Below are 15,999 nucleotides of genomic sequence, written 5' to 3'. Positions count from 1 at the left end.
CGCCCCCTCCACCACTCCCACCACCTGCCCTGCCGCCACCTCCTCCCCCTTCCGCACCGTCGCCCGCACCGGCTCGTACGTCGTGCGCAGGTCCGTGCCCGCCAGCTCCACCGCCACCACACCCCGTCCCGCCACCCGCCCCGCGTAGGAGACCCGGCCGGCCGTCACCGCCCGTACCGGCTCGCCGGGCGCCGCGCCCAGATCGACTCCCCGGTGCCCGGGCCCGTACACCGACGCCGGGGGCTCCCAGCCGCGCAGGACCGGCGGTCGTACCCCCACCGGCCACGCACGGGCGACCGCCGGAACCGAAACCGGCGCCGGCGCCCCGACATCCGCCCGCGCCACAGCCGCCGCCACCGCCAGGACCAGCGGCAACACCGTCACCGCCCACATCCGCCACCTCGTTCGTCGCATGCCGACACCGTCCCGCAGCCACGCCGATCATGGCCGGTACCTGTGGACCACTCCCCGGTTGTGGACAGCGGCGTCACCCGACACCCCGCCGGTCCCGTACACTTCTTCTGGCGATCCGGGCCACCGGGTCGACTTCGCACGCCCCGACATCAGGCCCTCACAGGCTGGTGTCAGCGCTTCTCGGTCCTTCGCGGCACAGCGCACACGGGCGTCAGGCGCGGGAGCCGTCCGGCCCCCGCGGCACAACCGAGAAATTCAAGGAGATACGGCCATGGCCGTCGTCACGATGCGGGAGCTGCTGGAGAGCGGCGTCCACTTCGGTCACCAGACCCGTCGCTGGAACCCGAAGATGAAGCGCTTCATCTTCACCGAGCGCAACGGCATCTACATCATCGACCTGCTCCAGTCGCTGTCGTACATCGACCGCGCCTACGAGTTCGTCAAGGAGACCGTCGCCCACGGCGGCACGGTCATGTTCGTCGGCACGAAGAAGCAGGCGCAGGAGGCCATCGCCGAGCAGGCCACCCGCGTCGGCATGCCCTACGTCAACCAGCGCTGGCTGGGCGGCATGCTCACCAACTTCTCCACCGTCTACAAGCGTCTGCAGCGCCTCAAGGAGCTCGAGCAGATCGACTTCGAGGACGTCGCCGCGTCCGGTCTGACCAAGAAGGAGCTTCTCGTGCTCTCGCGCGAGAAGGCCAAGCTGGAGAAGACCCTCGGCGGTATCCGCGAGATGCAGAAGGTGCCCAGCGCCGTCTGGATCGTGGACACCAAGAAGGAGCACATCGCCGTTGGTGAGGCCCGGAAGCTGAACATCCCGGTCGTCGCGATCCTCGACACCAACTGCGACCCCGACGAGGTCGACTACAAGATCCCCGGCAACGACGACGCGATCCGCTCCGTCACCCTGCTGACCCGCGTGATCGCCGACGCGGTCGCCGAGGGTCTCATCTCCCGCTCCCGTGTCGCCACCGGCGACAAGGGCGAGAAGGCCGCGGGCGAGCCGCTGGCCGAGTGGGAGCGCGACCTGCTCGAGGGCGAGAAGAAGGCCGACGAGGCCGAGAAGCCCGCCGAGGCTCCGGCCGCCGAGGCCCCGGCCGCTGAGGCGCCCGCCGCCGAGGCTCCGGCCGCCGAGACCGCCGAGGCTCCGGCCGCGGACGCCGAGCAGGCCTGACCCGTCAGCGTCGACGGCGGGGGCACCGGCCTCCCGGACGCCCCCGCCGTTCACCCATAGGTTCGCGGTCGACACCTACCTGTAGATCGTGGATCGGGCAGATCTCCCGACTTCGAGAAAGACTTAACGACTCATGGCGAACTACACCGCCGCTGACGTCAAGAAGCTCCGCGAGCTCACCGGCGCCGGCATGATGGACTGCAAGAAGGCGCTGGACGAGGCCGAGGGCAGCGTCGACAAGGCCGTCGAGGCGCTCCGCATCAAGGGCCAGAAGGGCGTCGCCAAGCGCGAGGGCCGCTCCGCCGAGAACGGCGCCGTGGTCTCGATCATCGCCGACGACAACTCCTCCGGCGTCCTCGTCGAGCTGAAGTGCGAGACGGACTTCGTCGCCAAGGGCGAGAAGTTCCAGGCTGTGGCCAACACCATCGCCGAGCACGTCGCCAAGACCTCCCCGGCCGACCTGGAGGCGCTGCTCGCCTCCGAGATCGAGCCCGGCAAGACCGTCCAGGCGTACGTCGACGAGGCCAACGCCAACCTCGGCGAGAAGATCGTCCTGGACCGCTTCGCGCAGTTCTCCGACGGCTTCGTGCTCGCGTACATGCACCGCACGATGCCCGACCTGCCCCCGCAGATCGGTGTCCTCGTCGAGCTGGACAAGCCGAACGCGGACATCGCCAAGGGCGTCGCCCAGCACATCGCCGCCTTCGCGCCGAAGTACCTCGCCCAGGAGGACGTGCCGGCCGAGGTCGTCGAGTCCGAGCGCCGGATCGCCGAGGAGACCACCCGCGCCGAGGGCAAGCCCGAGGCCGCGATCGCCAAGATCGTCGAGGGTCGTCTGAACGGCTTCTTCAAGGACGCCACGCTGCTCGGCCAGCCGTACGCGCTCGACAACAAGAAGTCGGTCAAGAAGGTCCTGGACGAGGCCGGTGTCACCCTGAAGCGCTTCACGCGCATCAAGGTCGGCATCTGAGTCCGTACCCCGATCGACGCGCGACCCACGGGGAAATCCCGGTAGGGTCGGTCGACAGCAGCCGTCCGGGTACCCGGCCACAGCCAGGGTCGTGAGGGACGGCAGCAGATCTGACGAGGAGGCCATTGCCGCGCATGGGCAGCGAAAAGCGACCCCACCGGCAATGGCCTTCTTCGTATGTGCACCACGTGAAAGAGGCGGGATCTCCATGACCACCAAGGCCCAGAAGAGCGACGACGGCAAAGTACACGGCCGGTTTCTGCTGAAGCTGTCCGGTGAGGCCTTCTCCGGTGGCGGGGGCCTGGGGGTCGACCCCGACGTGGTGCACAAGATCGCCCGCGAGATCGCGGCCGTCGTCCGTGACGGTGCCGAGATCGCGGTCGTCATCGGCGGCGGCAACTTCTTCCGCGGCGCCGAACTCCAGCAGCGCGGCATGGACCGGGCCCGCTCCGACTACATGGGCATGCTCGGCACCGTGATGAACTGCCTCGCCCTCCAGGACTTCCTGGAGAAGGAGGGCATCGACTCGCGCGTGCAGACCGCCATCACCATGGGACAGGTCGCCGAGCCGTACATCCCGCTGCGGGCCGTGCGCCACCTGGAGAAGGGCCGCGTGGTCATCTTCGGCGCCGGAATGGGCATGCCGTACTTCTCCACCGACACCACCGCCGCCCAGCGCGCCCTGGAGATCGACGCCGAGGCGCTGCTCATGGGCAAGAACGGGGTGGACGGGGTCTACGACTCCGACCCCAAGACCAACCCCGACGCCGTCAAGTTCGACGCCCTCGGCTACGGCGAGGTCATCACCCGCGAACTCAAGGTCGCCGACGCCACCGCGATCACGCTCTGCCGGGACAACAAGCTCCCGATCCTGGTCTTCGAGCTGCTCGCCGAGGGCAATATCGCGCGGGCCGTCAAGGGTGAGAAGATCGGCACGTTGGTGGGTGACCAGGGCGGCCGGGCCTGACCGGCAACGCCTGACGGACCCTGACCGGGGGATGGACAATGTCCGGCCGGTCGGGAACCGTGCAGGAAGAAGACGGGACGCAGCCGGCCGCCGCCCCGCAACGGAACCGCAGCCGGGCCTTACTCAAGACACGCAGGAGCAAGTGGTGATCGAAGAGACCCTCCTCGAGGCCGAGGAGAAGATGGAGAAGGCCGTCGTGGTCGCCAAGGAGGACTTCGCCGCGATCCGCACCGGGCGTGCGCACCCGGCGATGTTCAACAAGATCGTGGCCGACTACTACGGCGCGCCGACGCCGATCAACCAGCTGGCCTCGTTCTCCGTGCCGGAACCGCGCATGGCGGTCGTGACCCCGTTCGACAAGACGGCCCTGCGCAACATCGAGCAGGCCATCCGCGACTCGGACCTGGGCGTCAACCCGAGCAACGACGGCAACATCATCCGGGTGGTGTTCCCCGAGCTCACCGAGGAGCGCCGCCGCGACTACATCAAGGTCGCCAAGAGCAAGGCCGAGGACTCCCGGGTGTCGATCCGCTCCGTGCGCCGCAAGGCCAAGGAGGCCATCGACAAGCTCGTCAAGGACGGCGAGGTCGGCGAGGACGAGGGCCGCCGCGGGGAGAAGGAGCTCGACGACACCACGCACAAGTACGTCGCGCAGGTGGACGAGCTCCTCAAGCACAAGGAAGCGGAGCTTCTCGAAGTCTGATGAACGACTCATCCTGGGGAGCCCCGCCACCCGCCGGGCCGCAGGCCGGGCAGGCCGGATCAGCACCGGCCGGGTACTGGCGGCCGACCGATCAGGGCACCGGCCAGGGGTACGCCGACGGCACCGGGCAGGGGTACGGCCATGGTGCCGCCGAGGGCACCGGGCAGGGGTACGGCCATGGTGCCGCCGAGGGCACCGGCCAGGGGTACGGCCATGGTGCCGCCGACGGCACTGGTCAGGGGTACGCCCCCGGTCCCGTCGACGGCACCGGGCAGGGGTACGGCCACGGCTCCGGGCAGGGCTACGACCACGGCCGAGGCCACGGCTACGGCCCGGGGCACGTCCAGGGAGCCGCCCCGGCGGGTCCCGCGTACGATGCGCATGACGCGCAGCAGACTCGCCCCATGCCCATCGTGTCCGACGACGGACCCGCGTACGGCGGAGACCAGGACGACGACCGGGGGGCCGCTCGGCTGAGCGGTCCCTTGTTCCGCAACGACACCCCGTCGGCGCAGCCCCTGCCCCACGCGGCCGCGCCGCAGAATCCGGAGCCCATGCCCGACGCCCCGCAGCCGGCGCCCGCGCCGCAGAAGAAGAGCGCGGGACGCGACCTGGGCGCGGCCATAGGGGTCGGCGTCGGACTGGGCGTCGTGATCGTGGCCTCCCTGTTCGTCGTCAAGGCCGTCTTCGTCGGCGTGGTGGCGGTCGCGGTCGTGGTGGGCCTGTGGGAGCTGACCAGCAGGCTCCAGGAGCGCAAGGGCATCAAGGCGCCCCTGGTCCCGCTCGCGCTCGGCGGCGCGGCGATGGTCGTCGCCGGCTACGCGCGCGGTGCGGAGGGCGCCTGGGTGGCACTGGCGCTCACCGGACTCGCCGTCCTGGTCTGGCGGATGACGGAACCGCCGGAGGGCTACCTCAAGGACGTCACGGCGGGTCTCTTCGCGGCGTTCTACGTCCCGTTCCTGGCCACGTTCGTGGCGATGATGCTCACCGCCGAGGACGGCCCCCTGAGGGTCATGACCTTCCTGCTCCTCACGGTGGTCAGCGACACCGGTGCCTACGCGGTCGGCTGGCGCTTCGGCACCCACAAGCTCGCCCCGCGGATCAGCCCCGGCAAGACTCGCGAGGGCCTGGTGGGAGCGGTGCTGTTCGCCATGGTCGCGGGCGCGCTGTGCATGCAGTTCCTGATCGACGACGGCACCTGGTGGCAGGGCCTGGTGCTGGGCCTCGCGGTCGCGGCCAGCGCCACGCTCGGCGACCTCGGCGAGTCCATGATCAAGCGCGACCTGGGCATCAAGGACATGGGCACGCTGCTGCCGGGCCACGGCGGCATCATGGACCGGCTGGACTCGCTGCTGCCGACCGCGCCGGTGGTCTGGCTGCTGATGGTGCTGTTCGTCGGCAGCGGCTGAGGCAGCCCGGCGCGGGCCCCGGCTCCGGCACGGGCCCCGGCTCCGGCACCGGCGGTCGTACCACCGGCCGCCGCCTCACCGGCCGTCGCCTCACCGGCTGCCGTACGACTGTCACAGGTGGGCCCCGTCCTTCGCAGGGCGTGGGCCCACCGGCATGTCCGCCCCCGGATGCCGCACCAGAAATCGCAGGGTCGTGCGGGCCGGAGGGAGACTCCCTGTGAGGACGCCGTGTCCTCCGACGTGCAGGGAGTCTGCCCATGCCCCTCGACCCGGCCCCGGCCGCCACCCCGTCCCCGGTCCCGACGCCTCCGCCGGTGCGGTTCTGGCCCGTCGACGACCTGCCCGCGCTCGACCCCGACCCGTTCCTGGACGAGCTGCTGCGCGAGGAGCCGGTCACCCGGATCAGGCTTGCGCACGGCGAGGGCCACGCCTGGCTGGTCACCCGGTACGAGGACGTCCGCTTCGTCACCTCCGACCCCCGGTTCTCCCGGGAACAGGTCGTCGGCCGCGACGTCACCAGCATGCGTCCGGAGCCGGTGGCCTCGCAGACGGCCGGCCTCCAGTACATCGACCCGCCCCGGCACAACCGGCTGCGCCGGGTCGTCGCCCGGGCCTTCACCGGGCGGGCCATGCAGCGGCTGCGGCCGATGGCGGAACGCCGGGCCGCCGAACTGCTCGACACGATGGAGGCGGCGGGTCCGCCCGCCGACCTCATGGAGCACCTGCACGGACCGTTCCCGATCGCCGTGATCCGTGACTTCCTCGGCGTCGACGAGAAGGACTGGCACCGCTGGGCGGCGACCGGCGAGGCCCTGCTGTCCGCCGGCGCCGACTCCGAGCAGCGCGCCCGGCAGGCCGCCCGGGACACCCGGGCCCGGATCGCCGAACTGCTCCGGAGCCGCCGCGAGGAGCCCCGCGAGGACCTCGCCGGGGTGCTGGCCCAGGCCACCGAGGCCGGCGAGATCACCGACGACGAGGCGATCTCCCTGGCCACCGCCATCCAGGTCAGCGGCGGCCACGCGGTCCGCAACAACAGCGGCTCGATGATGTATGCGCTGCTCACCCACCCCAGACACCTGGACCGGCTGCGCCGGGAGCCGGAACTGCTGCCCAAGGCCGTCGACGAACTGTTCCGCTACGTCCCGCACCGCAACGGCGTCGGCATCCCGCGGGTCGCCGTCCAGGACGTCGAGGTGGGCGGCCAGCTGATCCGGGCGGGCGAGGTCGTCTACAACGCGTACGTCTCCGCCAACCGCGACCCCGCGGTCTTCGCCGACCCCGACGACCTGGACTTCGACCGCACGGACGGCCCCCACCTGGCGTTCGGGCACGGCCCCCACCACTGCATGGCAGCGATCATGGCCCGGATGGAGGCCGAGGTGCTGATCGCCTCGATCCTGACCCGCTTCCCCGGCATCCGCCTGGCCGTCCCTCCCGAGCAGGTCGAGTTCCAGCGCCAGGGCCTGATCCGCGGCCCCCGCACCCTGCCCGTCACCTGGTGACCCAGCCCCCTCAAGCCGGGCGGCAGGGCCACCCGTGTGGATCTGCGACACTGGTTGAGCTATGCCTAAGCCCGGAGAACTCACTTTCGTCGCCCCGCGCGGAGCCAAGAAGCCGCCGCGGCATCTCGCCGACCTCTCGCCCGCCGAGCGCAAGGACGCGGTGGCCGAGGCCGGGGAGAAGCCGTTCCGTGCCAAACAGCTCTCGCAGCACTACTTCGCGCGGTACGCGCACGACCCCGAGCAGTGGACGGACATCCCGGCCGGCTCCCGGGAGAAGCTGCGGGAGGCGCTCTTCCCGGAGCTGATGTCGGTCGTACGGCATCTGTCGACGGACGAGGGCACCACCCGTAAGACGCTGTGGCGGCTCTTCGACGGCACGCTCGTCGAGTCGGTGCTGATGCGCTACCCGGACCGGGTCACCATGTGCATCAGCTCGCAGGCGGGATGCGGGATGAACTGCCCGTTCTGCGCGACCGGGCAGGCGGGTCTGGACCGGAACCTGTCCACCGCCGAGATCGTCCACCAGATCGTGGACGGCATGCGGGCGCTGCGGGACGGCGAGGTCCCCGGGGGCCCGGCGCGGCTCTCCAACATCGTCTTCATGGGGATGGGCGAGCCGCTCGCCAACTACAAGCGGGTGGTCGGCGCCATCCGGGCGCTCACCGACCCCGCCCCGGACGGACTGGGTCTCTCGCAGCGCGGGATCACCGTCTCCACCGTCGGACTCGTACCGGCCATCCACCGGTTCGCCGACGAGGGCTTCAAATGCCGGCTCGCGATCTCCCTGCACGCCCCCGACGACGAACTGCGTGACACCCTCGTCCCGGTCAACACCCGGTGGAAGGTGCGCGAGGTCCTGGACGCCGGTTTCGACTACGTCGAGAAGAGCGGGCGGCGGCTCTCCATCGAGTACGCGCTCATCCGTGACATCAACGACCAGGCGTGGCGCGGTGACCGGCTCGGCCGGCTGCTCAGGGGCAAGCCCGTGCACGTCAACCTCATCCCGCTGAACCCCACCCCGGGCTCCAAGTGGACCGCGTCGCGGCCCGAGGACGAGAAGGCGTTCGTCGAGGCGATCGCCGCGCACGGTGTGCCCGTCACCGTACGGGACACCCGTGGTCAGGAGATCGACGGTGCCTGTGGTCAGCTCGCGGCCACCGAGCGGTAATCTGAGGGCCGTACTCACATCTTCATATTCCGACAGGGGAGCGCCACAGCGCTGAGAGTGCGGCAACCGGGCCGCAGACCCTCTGAACCTCGCCCAGGTCATTCTGGGTAGGAAGTTCGGTCATCACTCAAGCTGTTGCGCCCTGCCCAGTTCTTTTCGCTGGGCGGGGCCGCGTCTCTTCCTGGTCAACCCCAGGAGGAAAACACCAGTGCACACCAAGACCTTCTTGGCCGCGGCCGTAGGGCTCGGTCTCGTCACGCTGTCCGCGTGCGGGTCGGGCAGTTCCGGCAGCGCCGCCGACTCCAAGACCGTCACCCTGGTCAGCCACGACTCGTGGGCCGTCTCCAAGAACGTCCTCAAGGACTTCGAGAAGCAGTCCGGCTACCAGGTGAAGGTCCTCAAGGACGGCGACGCCGGGCAGGCCGTCAACAAGGCGATCCTGACCAAGGACAACCCGCAGGGCGACGTCTTCTTCGGCGTCGACAACACCCTGTTGTCCAGGGCCCTCGACAACGGCCTCTTCCAGCCGTACCGGGCGAAGGGGCTGGACCAGGTCGGCACCGCGTACCAGCTCGACGCCGCCAAGCACCGGGTCACGCCCATCGACTACGGCGACATCTGCGTCAACTACGACAAGGCCTACTTCAGCGAGCACAAGCTGAACCCGCCCACGTCCTACGCCGACCTGGTCAAGCCGGAGTACAAGAACCTCCTCGTCACCGAGAACGCGGCCACCTCCTCGCCGGGGCTCGGTTTCCTGCTGGGCTCCGCCGCGCGGTACGGGGACGCCGGCTGGCCGGACTACTGGAAGAAGCTCAAGGCCAACGGCGTCAAGGTCGTCGACGGCTGGGAGCAGGCCTACAACGAGGAGTTCTCCGGTTCGGCCGGCGGCAGGAAGGCCAAGGGGGACCGGCCGCTCGTCGTGTCGTACGCCTCCTCGCCGCCCGCCGAGGTCATCTACGCCGACCCGAAGCCCAGCACCGCGCCCACCGGAGTCGCGACCGGCACCTGCTTCCGGCAGATCGAGTTCGCCGGGCTGCTGAGCAACGCGGGGAACACCAAGGGCGGCAAGGCGCTCATCGACTTCCTGGTCTCCAAGGAGTTCCAGCAGGACATGCCGCTCAACATGTTCGTGTACCCGGTGGTCAAGGGGGCGGCGGTGCCCGCCGAGTTCACGAAGTACGGTCCTGCCGCGCAGGATCCCGCGACCATGGCGCCCGACAAGATCGCCGCCAACCGTGACCAGTGGGTCAAGACGTGGACGTCACTCGTACTGAAGTAGCCGCTGAGGCAGCCGCCGAAACGGTGGCCAAAGCGGCTGGAGCGGCCGGGCGGCGGGCGGGCGTGGTGCGGCTCGGGCTGATGCTCGGGCCCGTCGCGTTCTTCGCCGTCTTCTTCGCCTGGCCGGTCGCCGCGATCGTCACCCGGGGCCTGAAGACCGACGGGGGCTGGCGGTTCGGGCGGATCGCCGATGTCGTCGGGCAGTCCGACATCCGGCATGTGCTGTGGTTCACCACCTGGCAGGCGCTCGCCTCGACCGCGCTCACCCTGCTGGTGGCGCTGCCCGCCGCGTACGTCTTCGCCCGCCTCGACTTCCCGGGCAGGCAGGTGCTGCGGGCCGTGGTGACGGTCCCCTTCGTGCTGCCGACGGTCGTGGTGGGCACCGCCTTCCTCGCGCTCGTCGGACGGGGCGGCCTGCTGGACGAGTTGTGGGGCGTACGGCTCGACACCACCGTCTGGGCCATCCTGCTGGCGCACGTCTTCTTCAACTACGCGGTGGTCGTACGGACCGTGGGCGGGCTCTGGTCCCAGCTCGACCCCCGCCAGGAGGAGGCCGCGCGGATGCTCGGCGCCTCGCCGGCGGCCGCCTGGCGGAAGGTCACGCTGCCCGCGCTGGCGCCCGCCGTGGCGGCCGCCGCGCTGATGGTCTTCCTGTTCACCTTCACCTCCTTCGGGGTGGTGCAGATCCTCGGCGGGCCCACCTTCGCCACCCTCGAGGTGGAGATCTACCGCCAGACCTCCGAGATCTTCGACCTCTCCACGGCCGCCGTCCTGACCCTCGTGCAGTTCGTGGCGGTCGGCGCGATCCTCGCCGTGCACGCGTGGACGGTACGGCGCCGGGAGAGCGCGCTGCGGCTGGTGGACCCGTCGGTGACGGCACGCCGGCCACGCGGGGCCGGACAGTGGGCGCTGCTCACCGGAGTCCTCGCCACCGTCGCCGTGCTCCTGCTGCTGCCGCTGGCGGTGCTGGTGCGCCGGTCCTTCGACGGCGGCCTGGGCTACTACCGGGCGCTCGGCGACGCCGACGGCGGCACCTTCCTGGTCGCGCCGATCGAGTCGGTCGTGAACTCGCTGGAGTACGCGGTCGTCGCCACCGCATTCGCGGTGCTGGTCGGCGGGCTCGCCGCCGCCGCGCTGGCCCGGCGGGACGCGGGACGTCTGGTACGGGGGTTCGACGCGCTCCTGATGCTGCCGCTCGGGGTGTCGGCGGTGACCGTCGGCTTCGGGTTCCTGATCGCGCTGGACAAGCCACCGCTGGAGCTGCGGCAGTCCTGGATCCTGGTGCCGCTCGCGCAGGCGCTGGTCGGGGTGCCCTTCGTGGTACGGACCATGCTGCCGGTGCTGCGGGCCGTGGACGGGCGGCTGCGGGAGGCGGCGGCCGTGCTCGGCGCCTCGCCGTGGCGGGTGTGGCGGGAGGTCGACCTGCCGATGGTGCGACGGGCGCTGCTGATCGCGGCGGGCTTCGCCTTCGCCGTGTCCCTGGGCGAGTTCGGGGCGACCGTGTTCATCGCCCGGCCCGACAACCCGACGCTGCCGGTCGCGGTGGCCCGGCTGCTGTCCCGTCCCGGTGACCTCAACTACGGCCAGGCGATGGCCCTTTCCACGATTCTGATGGTGGTGTGCGCGGTGGCGTTGCTGGTTCTCGAACGGCTGCGGACCGACCGGACGGGGGAGTTCTGATGCCGCTGCTGGAACTGGACGCGGCCACCGTGCGGTTCGGCGCGCGGGCCGTGCTCGACGCGGTGGACCTGACGGTCGACGAGCACGAGGTGGTGTGTGTGCTCGGGCCCAGCGGGAGCGGCAAGTCGACGCTGCTGCGGGCGGTGGCCGGGCTGCAACCGCTGGGTGCCGGACGGGTGTTGCTCGGCGGCCAGGACCAGGCGCGGGTGCCGGCGCATCAGCGCGGGGTCGGGCTGATGTTCCAGGACCACCAGCTGTTCCCGCAGCGGGACGTGGGCGGGAACGTGGCCTTCGGGCTCCGGATGCGCGGTGCCGGCAAGGAGCAGCAGGCGGCGCGGGTGGGGGAGTTGCTGGAGCTGGTGGGGCTGCCGGGGGCCGCGCGGCGGGCGGTGGCCGGACTGTCGGGTGGTGAGCAGCAGCGGGTGGCGCTCGCCCGGGCGCTGGCACCCCGGCCGCGGCTGCTGATGCTCGACGAACCGCTCGGGCAGCTCGACCGCTCGCTGCGGGAGCGGCTGGTGGTCGAACTCCGGGAGCTGTTCGGGCGGTTGGGGACGACGGTGCTGGCGGTGACGCACGACCAGGGGGAGGCGTTCGCGCTGGCCGACCGGGTGGTGGTGATGCGGGACGGGCGGATCGCCCAGTCCGGTACGCCGCTGGACGTCTGGCAGCGGCCCGCCGACGAGTTCGTGGCCCGCTTCCTCGGCTTCGGCAACGTGGTCCCGGCGACCGTCGAGGGCGCGGCCGCGGTGACGCCGTGGGGCAAGCTGCCGGTGCCGGAGGGTTCGGGGCAGGGGAGTCGGACGCTGCTGGTGCGGCCCGCGGGCGTGCGGCTCGTCGCCGCCGACGTGGGGCTGCGCTGCACGGTGGCCGCCCGGACCTTCCAGGGCACCCATGTCACCGTCCATCTCCAGCCCGAGGACGGCGGTCCGCGCCTGGAGGCGGCCTGCGCGCTCAGGCGGGCGCCGGAGGCCGGGGACACGGTGGGCGTCGAGTTCGACGCGACGGAAACCGTCGTACTGGACTGACGGCCCGCGGAACACGGCGGCCCCGCCGAGCACGGCGGCCCTGTGGAGTACGACCGAGGCCCGTCCCCGGGGGAACGGGGGCGGGCCTCGGTGGTGCTGTGCGGGTGAAGCGGCGGGGTCAGTTTCCGCTGTGGGCGCCACGACGGCGCATGCCGAACCAGACGGCTCCGCCGCCGGCCAGGACGAGCGCGCCGGCGATACCGGCGATCAGGCCGGTGTTGGAGTTGGCACCGGTCTCGGCGAGGTTGGACTCACCGACCGCCGGGGACGGGGCGTTGTCCGACGTCCCGGCCGGAGCGGTGCTGCTGCTCTCGGTGGCCGACGGGGCCGGGGAGTCCGACTCGGCCGGCGTGGACTCGGACGCCGACGGCGACGGGGTGGCCGACTCCGACGGCGAGGGGCTGGCGCTCTCCTCGGACTTGCACGCGGTCGACGAGGTCGTCAGGTTCGGCGTGATGTCCGTGTCGATCTGGGTCTTGCCGCTGTCGACCTTGACGCGGACGCGGTACGTCGCGTTGGGCGCCCAGTCCTCGGAGAAGGTGACCTTCGTGCCTTCCTTGGAGCCCTTCACGGTCTGGGCCTCGCCGACCTGCTTCGCGTCGGCGCCGTTGTTCTCGAGGAAGACGGTGATGGTGGCCGGAGTACCGGTGGCGTCCTGGTCGGTGACCGTGATGACACCGTTGGAGCCGTCGCAGGTGGCTTCGGCGGAGAACTCTTTGATGTTGCACGCGAGGGCGTTGCTGGAGACGCCCAGGACCAGCGCGGCCGACGCGGAGGCAACACCCAGGATGCGCACGGAACGACGTGCACTGCGGCGGGATATGGACACGTTTGTCCTTACTGAGTGCATAACTGCGGGGGGTTTGCGGAGAGTTGACGCAACGGTGAGGTGAGGCATCGGTCTCCCCAGGAGGCTCACAGGTCTATAAGCGCTCCATAAGCAGTGTCAATGCATATGCGGTCCACGGGTGTTGACTTTACTCGCTTATTAAGCGCTGAGACGTTTCAGCGCTTGTGAAGCTTGCTCGATCCGGTCAACGAGGGCGATACGGGACGCCATCGACCGTTCCCCTGCCAGCGCGGTCAGCAACTGCCAGGCGGGCAGCCGCTCGCTCCAGTGCGCCTCGTCCACGAGCACCATCGGGGTCGGCTCGCCCCGCGACTCGTAGTAGTTGGGCGTGGCGTTGTCGAAGATCTCCTGTACGGTCCCGGCCGCGCCCGGCAGGAACACCACACCGGCGTTGGAACGGGCCAGCAGGCCGTCCTCGCGGGTGGCGTTGGCGAAGTACTTGGCGATGTGCGAGGCGAAGGCGTTCGGCGGTTCGTGGCCGTAGAACCAGGTGGGGATGCCCACCGAGGAGCCGCCGTCCGGCCAGCGCCCGCGCACCTCGAAGGCGGCCCGCGCCCAGTCGGTGACCGAGGGCCGGAACGACGGGGCCTTGGCGAGCAGTTCCAGGGCCTCGTCGAGCATTCCGTCGTCGAAGGGGGCCGCGTACGCGCCGAGGTTCGCCGCCTCCATCGCGCCCGGGCCGCCGCCGGTCGCCACGGTGTACCCGGCGCGCGCGAGTTCCCGGCCGAGCCGGGCGGCACCGGCGTACTCGGCCGTGCCGCGCGCCATCGCGTGCCCGCCCATCACGCCCACCACCCGCGCCTCGGCGAGGAGTTCGTCGAGCGCGTCGGAGACCGCGTCGTCGTGGATCGAGCGCAGCATCGAGGCGAATATGTCGCCGTCCGTCCCGGTCCGCTGGAACCACGCGTACGAACGGGCGTCCGGGGTGGCCTCGTAGCCCTGGGCGAGCGACTCGAACAACTCGTCCGGCGTGTAGGCGAAGGCGCGGTACGGATCGAAGGGGAGGTCCGGCACGGGCGGGAACACCAGCGCGCCCGAGGCGCCGACCCGGGCCGCGGCCTCGGCCGACATCGGGCAGCCGAGGAAGACGGCGCCGGTGGTGTCGGTGGTGAGCAGGACGTCCGTACGGTCCGTCAGGTCGACGGCCTGGACGCGGTACTGGGCGAGCGTGCCGTGCTCGGCGACGACCTCGTCGAACTCGGCGAGCGACTCGATCTCGCGGTCACGGGCGGCGCGGTTCGGCTGCGGGTCCGCGGACTGCGGGTCTGGGGACTGCGGGTCCGCGGACTGCGGCTGGGCGGGTGTCGGATGCACCCGCCCATGCTGGCACAGCTGTTCGTGTCGAAGAGGTCAGCCCTGGACCGCCGCCGGGTCCATCCACACGACCTCCCAGCTGTGGCCGTCCAGGTCCTCGAAGGAACGGCCGTACATGAAGCCCTGGTCCTGGACGTCGTCGTTCGCCGTGCCACCGGCTGCGACGGCCTTCTCCACCAGCTCGTCGACCTTCGCGCGGCTCTCCGCGCTCAGACAGATCAGCACCTCGCTGGTCTTCGTCGAATCGGCGATCTCCTTCTTCGTGAAGTCGGCGTAGCGCTGCTTGCTCAGCAGCATCGCGATGATCGTGTCGCTGATCACGACGCAGGAGCAGTCGTCGTTGCTGAACTGCGGGTTGATCGAGTAGCCGAGTTCCGTGAAGAACTTCCGCGACGCGGCGACGTCGTCGGTGGCCAGGTTCACGAAGATCATCTGCTGGTACATGGGGTCTCTCTCCCTCGGGTGTCGTGCTGTTCGGGGGGTAGACCGGCGGGCGCCGTGAAAGTAATCGGTCGGTCCGCACTTCTGTGCGGTGAATTCTGTGCGGGGGATCTCCCGGGACCGCTCAGCGGACCAGGGGCAGGGCGGCGAGGTCGGCCACCAGCAGGGTGAGGGGGCCGAAGAGGGCCAGCAGGGCGCCGGTACGCAGGGCCGCCGCGCCGCGCAGCAGCGTCACCGGGGCGCCGAGGCGGAGCAGCGCCTCGGTGGTGCCGGCGCGGGACTGGCGGGCCTCCGCGGCGGCGGTGAGGAGCGTGGCCACCGAGCAGCCGGCGACCACGAGGCCGCCGAGGACGGTGAGCGGGCCGGCGGCGGGCCGGTGGCCGCCGTGCAGGGTGGTCGTCGCGAAGACCGCGGACGCCACGGCGCAGACGACGCCGAGGGGGCGGCCGATCCGGGTGGCCTCCGCCATCAGGACGCGGCCGGCCAGGAGGCGGAGGGCGCCGGGGCGGACGGCCTGGAGGAGACGGCCGCACAGGTGGGTGAGGGCGGGGGCGGCGAGGACCAGGCCGAGGGCGGTGAGCGACCAGCCGACCAGGACGCCGACGGGGCCGGTGGCCAGGCCGCCGGGGAGGGCGGTGCGGATGGTGGTCTCGGTGACGCCGGCGTACGACTCCATGCCGAGGCCCGCGGCGACGACGGCGACGGCCCAGGGGAGGCCGGTGGGGGCCGGGTCGGTTGCGGCCGGTGTGGGCGGGGTTTCGCTCACCGGCACCGGCAGGGCACCGTCCGCGCCCACCCGTGCCGCCCCAGCGGCACGACTGCCCGCGGGATGACGAGAGGGCTGGACACCGCCCGCGGGATGACGAGAGGACTGGGTGTCGTACGCGAAATGGCGGAACGGCGCGGTGGCGTCCGCGGGGTGGTGGGGCGGCTCGGTGTCGGGTGCGGGGTGGTGGGGCGGCTCGGTGTCGGGTGCGGGGTGGTGGGGCGGCTCGGTGTCGGGTGCGGGGTGGTCGGTGGGGCTGGGGGCTGTGGTGGGGTGGGTGGTCGTCGGGGGGCTGGTGTTCGTGGTGAGGCGGAGGCCCGTCGTGGGGAGGGCGC

General features: G+C 71.2%; 16 protein-coding genes. 10 read left to right on the top strand and 6 right to left on the bottom strand.

From position 1 onward, the window contains the following. Nucleotides 1-414 (bottom strand): M23 family metallopeptidase (locus tag MB828_RS08440; protein ID WP_301647623.1); only part of this gene is annotated, 414 nt, incomplete at its 3' end. 271 nt (nt 415-685) lie between these two features. On the opposite strand from MB828_RS08440, the gene rpsB reads away from it, so the two are divergent. From rpsB to frr, 4 genes are all read left to right on the top strand, one after another. Then, nucleotides 686-1,588, top strand: coding sequence for a 30S ribosomal protein S2 (gene rpsB / locus MB828_RS08435; protein ID WP_301647622.1), 903 nt, complete (start codon nt 686-688; stop codon nt 1,586-1,588). 133 nt (nt 1,589-1,721) lie between these two features. Next, nucleotides 1,722-2,558 carry a translation elongation factor Ts gene (gene tsf, locus MB828_RS08430; RefSeq protein WP_133027320.1) on the top strand — a complete coding sequence of 279 codons (837 nt, stop codon included), beginning with the start codon at nt 1,722-1,724 and terminating at the stop codon, nt 2,556-2,558. Between the two features lie 208 nt (nt 2,559-2,766). Then, a complete protein-coding gene (gene pyrH, locus MB828_RS08425; protein WP_301647621.1) occupies nt 2,767-3,525 on the top strand; it encodes a UMP kinase in 759 nt (252 codons plus the stop codon). 145 nt (nt 3,526-3,670) lie between these two features. Then, entirely contained in the window at nt 3,671-4,228 is a 558-nt protein-coding gene (gene frr / locus MB828_RS08420) for a ribosome recycling factor (RefSeq protein WP_046727856.1), read from the top strand. Nucleotides 4,229-4,287: 59 nt separating this feature from the next. On the opposite strand, the gene MB828_RS08415 is transcribed toward frr, so the two are convergent. Then, a complete protein-coding gene (locus MB828_RS08415) occupies nt 4,288-4,611 on the bottom strand; it encodes a hypothetical protein (RefSeq protein WP_301647620.1) in 324 nt (107 codons plus the stop codon). Nucleotides 4,612-4,632: 21 nt separating this feature from the next. On the opposite strand from MB828_RS08415, the gene MB828_RS08410 reads away from it, so the two are divergent. The 6 genes from MB828_RS08410 (at nt 4,633) to MB828_RS08385 (ending at nt 12,293) form a co-directional block, all read left to right on the top strand. Next, nucleotides 4,633-5,637: a phosphatidate cytidylyltransferase gene (locus MB828_RS08410; RefSeq protein WP_133027322.1), complete on the top strand. Its 1,005-nt coding sequence runs from the start codon at nt 4,633-4,635 to the stop codon at nt 5,635-5,637. Between the two features lie 257 nt (nt 5,638-5,894). Continuing rightward, nucleotides 5,895-7,139, top strand: a complete 1,245-nt coding sequence (locus MB828_RS08405; RefSeq protein WP_301647619.1) for a cytochrome P450 — start codon at nt 5,895-5,897, stop codon at nt 7,137-7,139. A gap of 61 nt (nt 7,140-7,200) precedes the next feature. Continuing rightward, complete coding sequence (gene rlmN, locus MB828_RS08400; protein WP_046727848.1) at nt 7,201-8,307, top strand: 23S rRNA (adenine(2503)-C(2))-methyltransferase RlmN; 1,107 nt, start codon at nt 7,201-7,203, stop codon at nt 8,305-8,307. Between the two features lie 208 nt (nt 8,308-8,515). After that, nucleotides 8,516-9,589 (top strand): thiamine ABC transporter substrate-binding protein, encoded by a 1,074-nt coding sequence (locus MB828_RS08395; RefSeq protein ID WP_301647618.1) that lies wholly within the window; start codon nt 8,516-8,518, stop codon nt 9,587-9,589. A gap of 80 nt (nt 9,590-9,669) precedes the next feature. Beyond that, nucleotides 9,670-11,268 carry an ABC transporter permease gene (locus MB828_RS08390; RefSeq protein WP_301647625.1) on the top strand — a complete coding sequence of 533 codons (1,599 nt, stop codon included), beginning with the start codon at nt 9,670-9,672 and terminating at the stop codon, nt 11,266-11,268. Beyond that, nucleotides 11,268-12,293, top strand: a complete 1,026-nt coding sequence (locus tag MB828_RS08385) for an ABC transporter ATP-binding protein (RefSeq protein ID WP_301647617.1) — start codon at nt 11,268-11,270, stop codon at nt 12,291-12,293. The genes MB828_RS08390 and MB828_RS08385 overlap by 1 nt, the downstream gene beginning before the upstream one ends. A 118-nt stretch (nt 12,294-12,411) precedes the next feature. Here MB828_RS08385 and MB828_RS08380 read toward each other — a convergent pair whose 3' ends face one another. The 4 genes from MB828_RS08380 to MB828_RS08365 all read right to left on the bottom strand — a co-directional run. After that, entirely contained in the window at nt 12,412-13,143 is a 732-nt protein-coding gene (locus MB828_RS08380) for an LAETG motif-containing sortase-dependent surface protein (RefSeq protein WP_301647616.1), read from the bottom strand. A gap of 138 nt (nt 13,144-13,281) precedes the next feature. Beyond that, on the bottom strand, nt 13,282-14,358 hold the full coding sequence (locus MB828_RS08375) for an LOG family protein (protein ID WP_301647624.1): 1,077 nt from the start codon (nt 14,356-14,358) through the stop codon (nt 13,282-13,284). A gap of 135 nt (nt 14,359-14,493) precedes the next feature. After that, entirely contained in the window at nt 14,494-14,901 is a 408-nt protein-coding gene (locus MB828_RS08370) for a VOC family protein (RefSeq protein ID WP_133027330.1), read from the bottom strand. A 121-nt stretch (nt 14,902-15,022) separates the two neighbouring features. Then, on the bottom strand, nt 15,023-15,999 hold a 977-nt coding region (locus tag MB828_RS08365; protein ID WP_301647615.1), incomplete at its 5' end, for a hypothetical protein.

Source organism: Streptomyces arenae, assembly GCF_022343545.1.
Lineage (GTDB): Bacteria > Actinomycetota > Actinomycetes > Streptomycetales > Streptomycetaceae > Streptomyces > Streptomyces humi.
The sequence above is the reverse complement of the archived record's forward strand: the minus strand, read 5'-3'. Positions and strand labels throughout refer to the sequence as shown.

Coding starts and splice junctions, on each gene's coding strand:
- tsf (WP_133027320.1), top strand. CDS start 1,722: ATGGCGAACTACACCGCCGCTGACGTCAAGAAGCTCCGCGAGCTCACC.
- MB828_RS08385 (WP_301647617.1), top strand. CDS start 11,268: ATGCCGCTGCTGGAACTGGACGCGGCCACCGTGCGGTTCGGCGCGCGG.
- MB828_RS08390 (WP_301647625.1), top strand. CDS start 9,670: ATGCTCGGGCCCGTCGCGTTCTTCGCCGTCTTCTTCGCCTGGCCGGTC.
- rpsB (WP_301647622.1), top strand. CDS start 686: ATGGCCGTCGTCACGATGCGGGAGCTGCTGGAGAGCGGCGTCCACTTC.
- MB828_RS08405 (WP_301647619.1), top strand. CDS start 5,895: ATGCCCCTCGACCCGGCCCCGGCCGCCACCCCGTCCCCGGTCCCGACG.
- MB828_RS08380 (WP_301647616.1), bottom strand. CDS start 13,143: ATGCACTCAGTAAGGACAAACGTGTCCATATCCCGCCGCAGTGCACGT.
- pyrH (WP_301647621.1), top strand. CDS start 2,767: ATGACCACCAAGGCCCAGAAGAGCGACGACGGCAAAGTACACGGCCGG.
- MB828_RS08370 (WP_133027330.1), bottom strand. CDS start 14,901: ATGTACCAGCAGATGATCTTCGTGAACCTGGCCACCGACGACGTCGCC.
- MB828_RS08415 (WP_301647620.1), bottom strand. CDS start 4,611: ATGCGCATCGTACGCGGGACCCGCCGGGGCGGCTCCCTGGACGTGCCC.
- rlmN (WP_046727848.1), top strand. CDS start 7,201: ATGCCTAAGCCCGGAGAACTCACTTTCGTCGCCCCGCGCGGAGCCAAG.
- MB828_RS08410 (WP_133027322.1), top strand. CDS start 4,633: ATGCCCATCGTGTCCGACGACGGACCCGCGTACGGCGGAGACCAGGAC.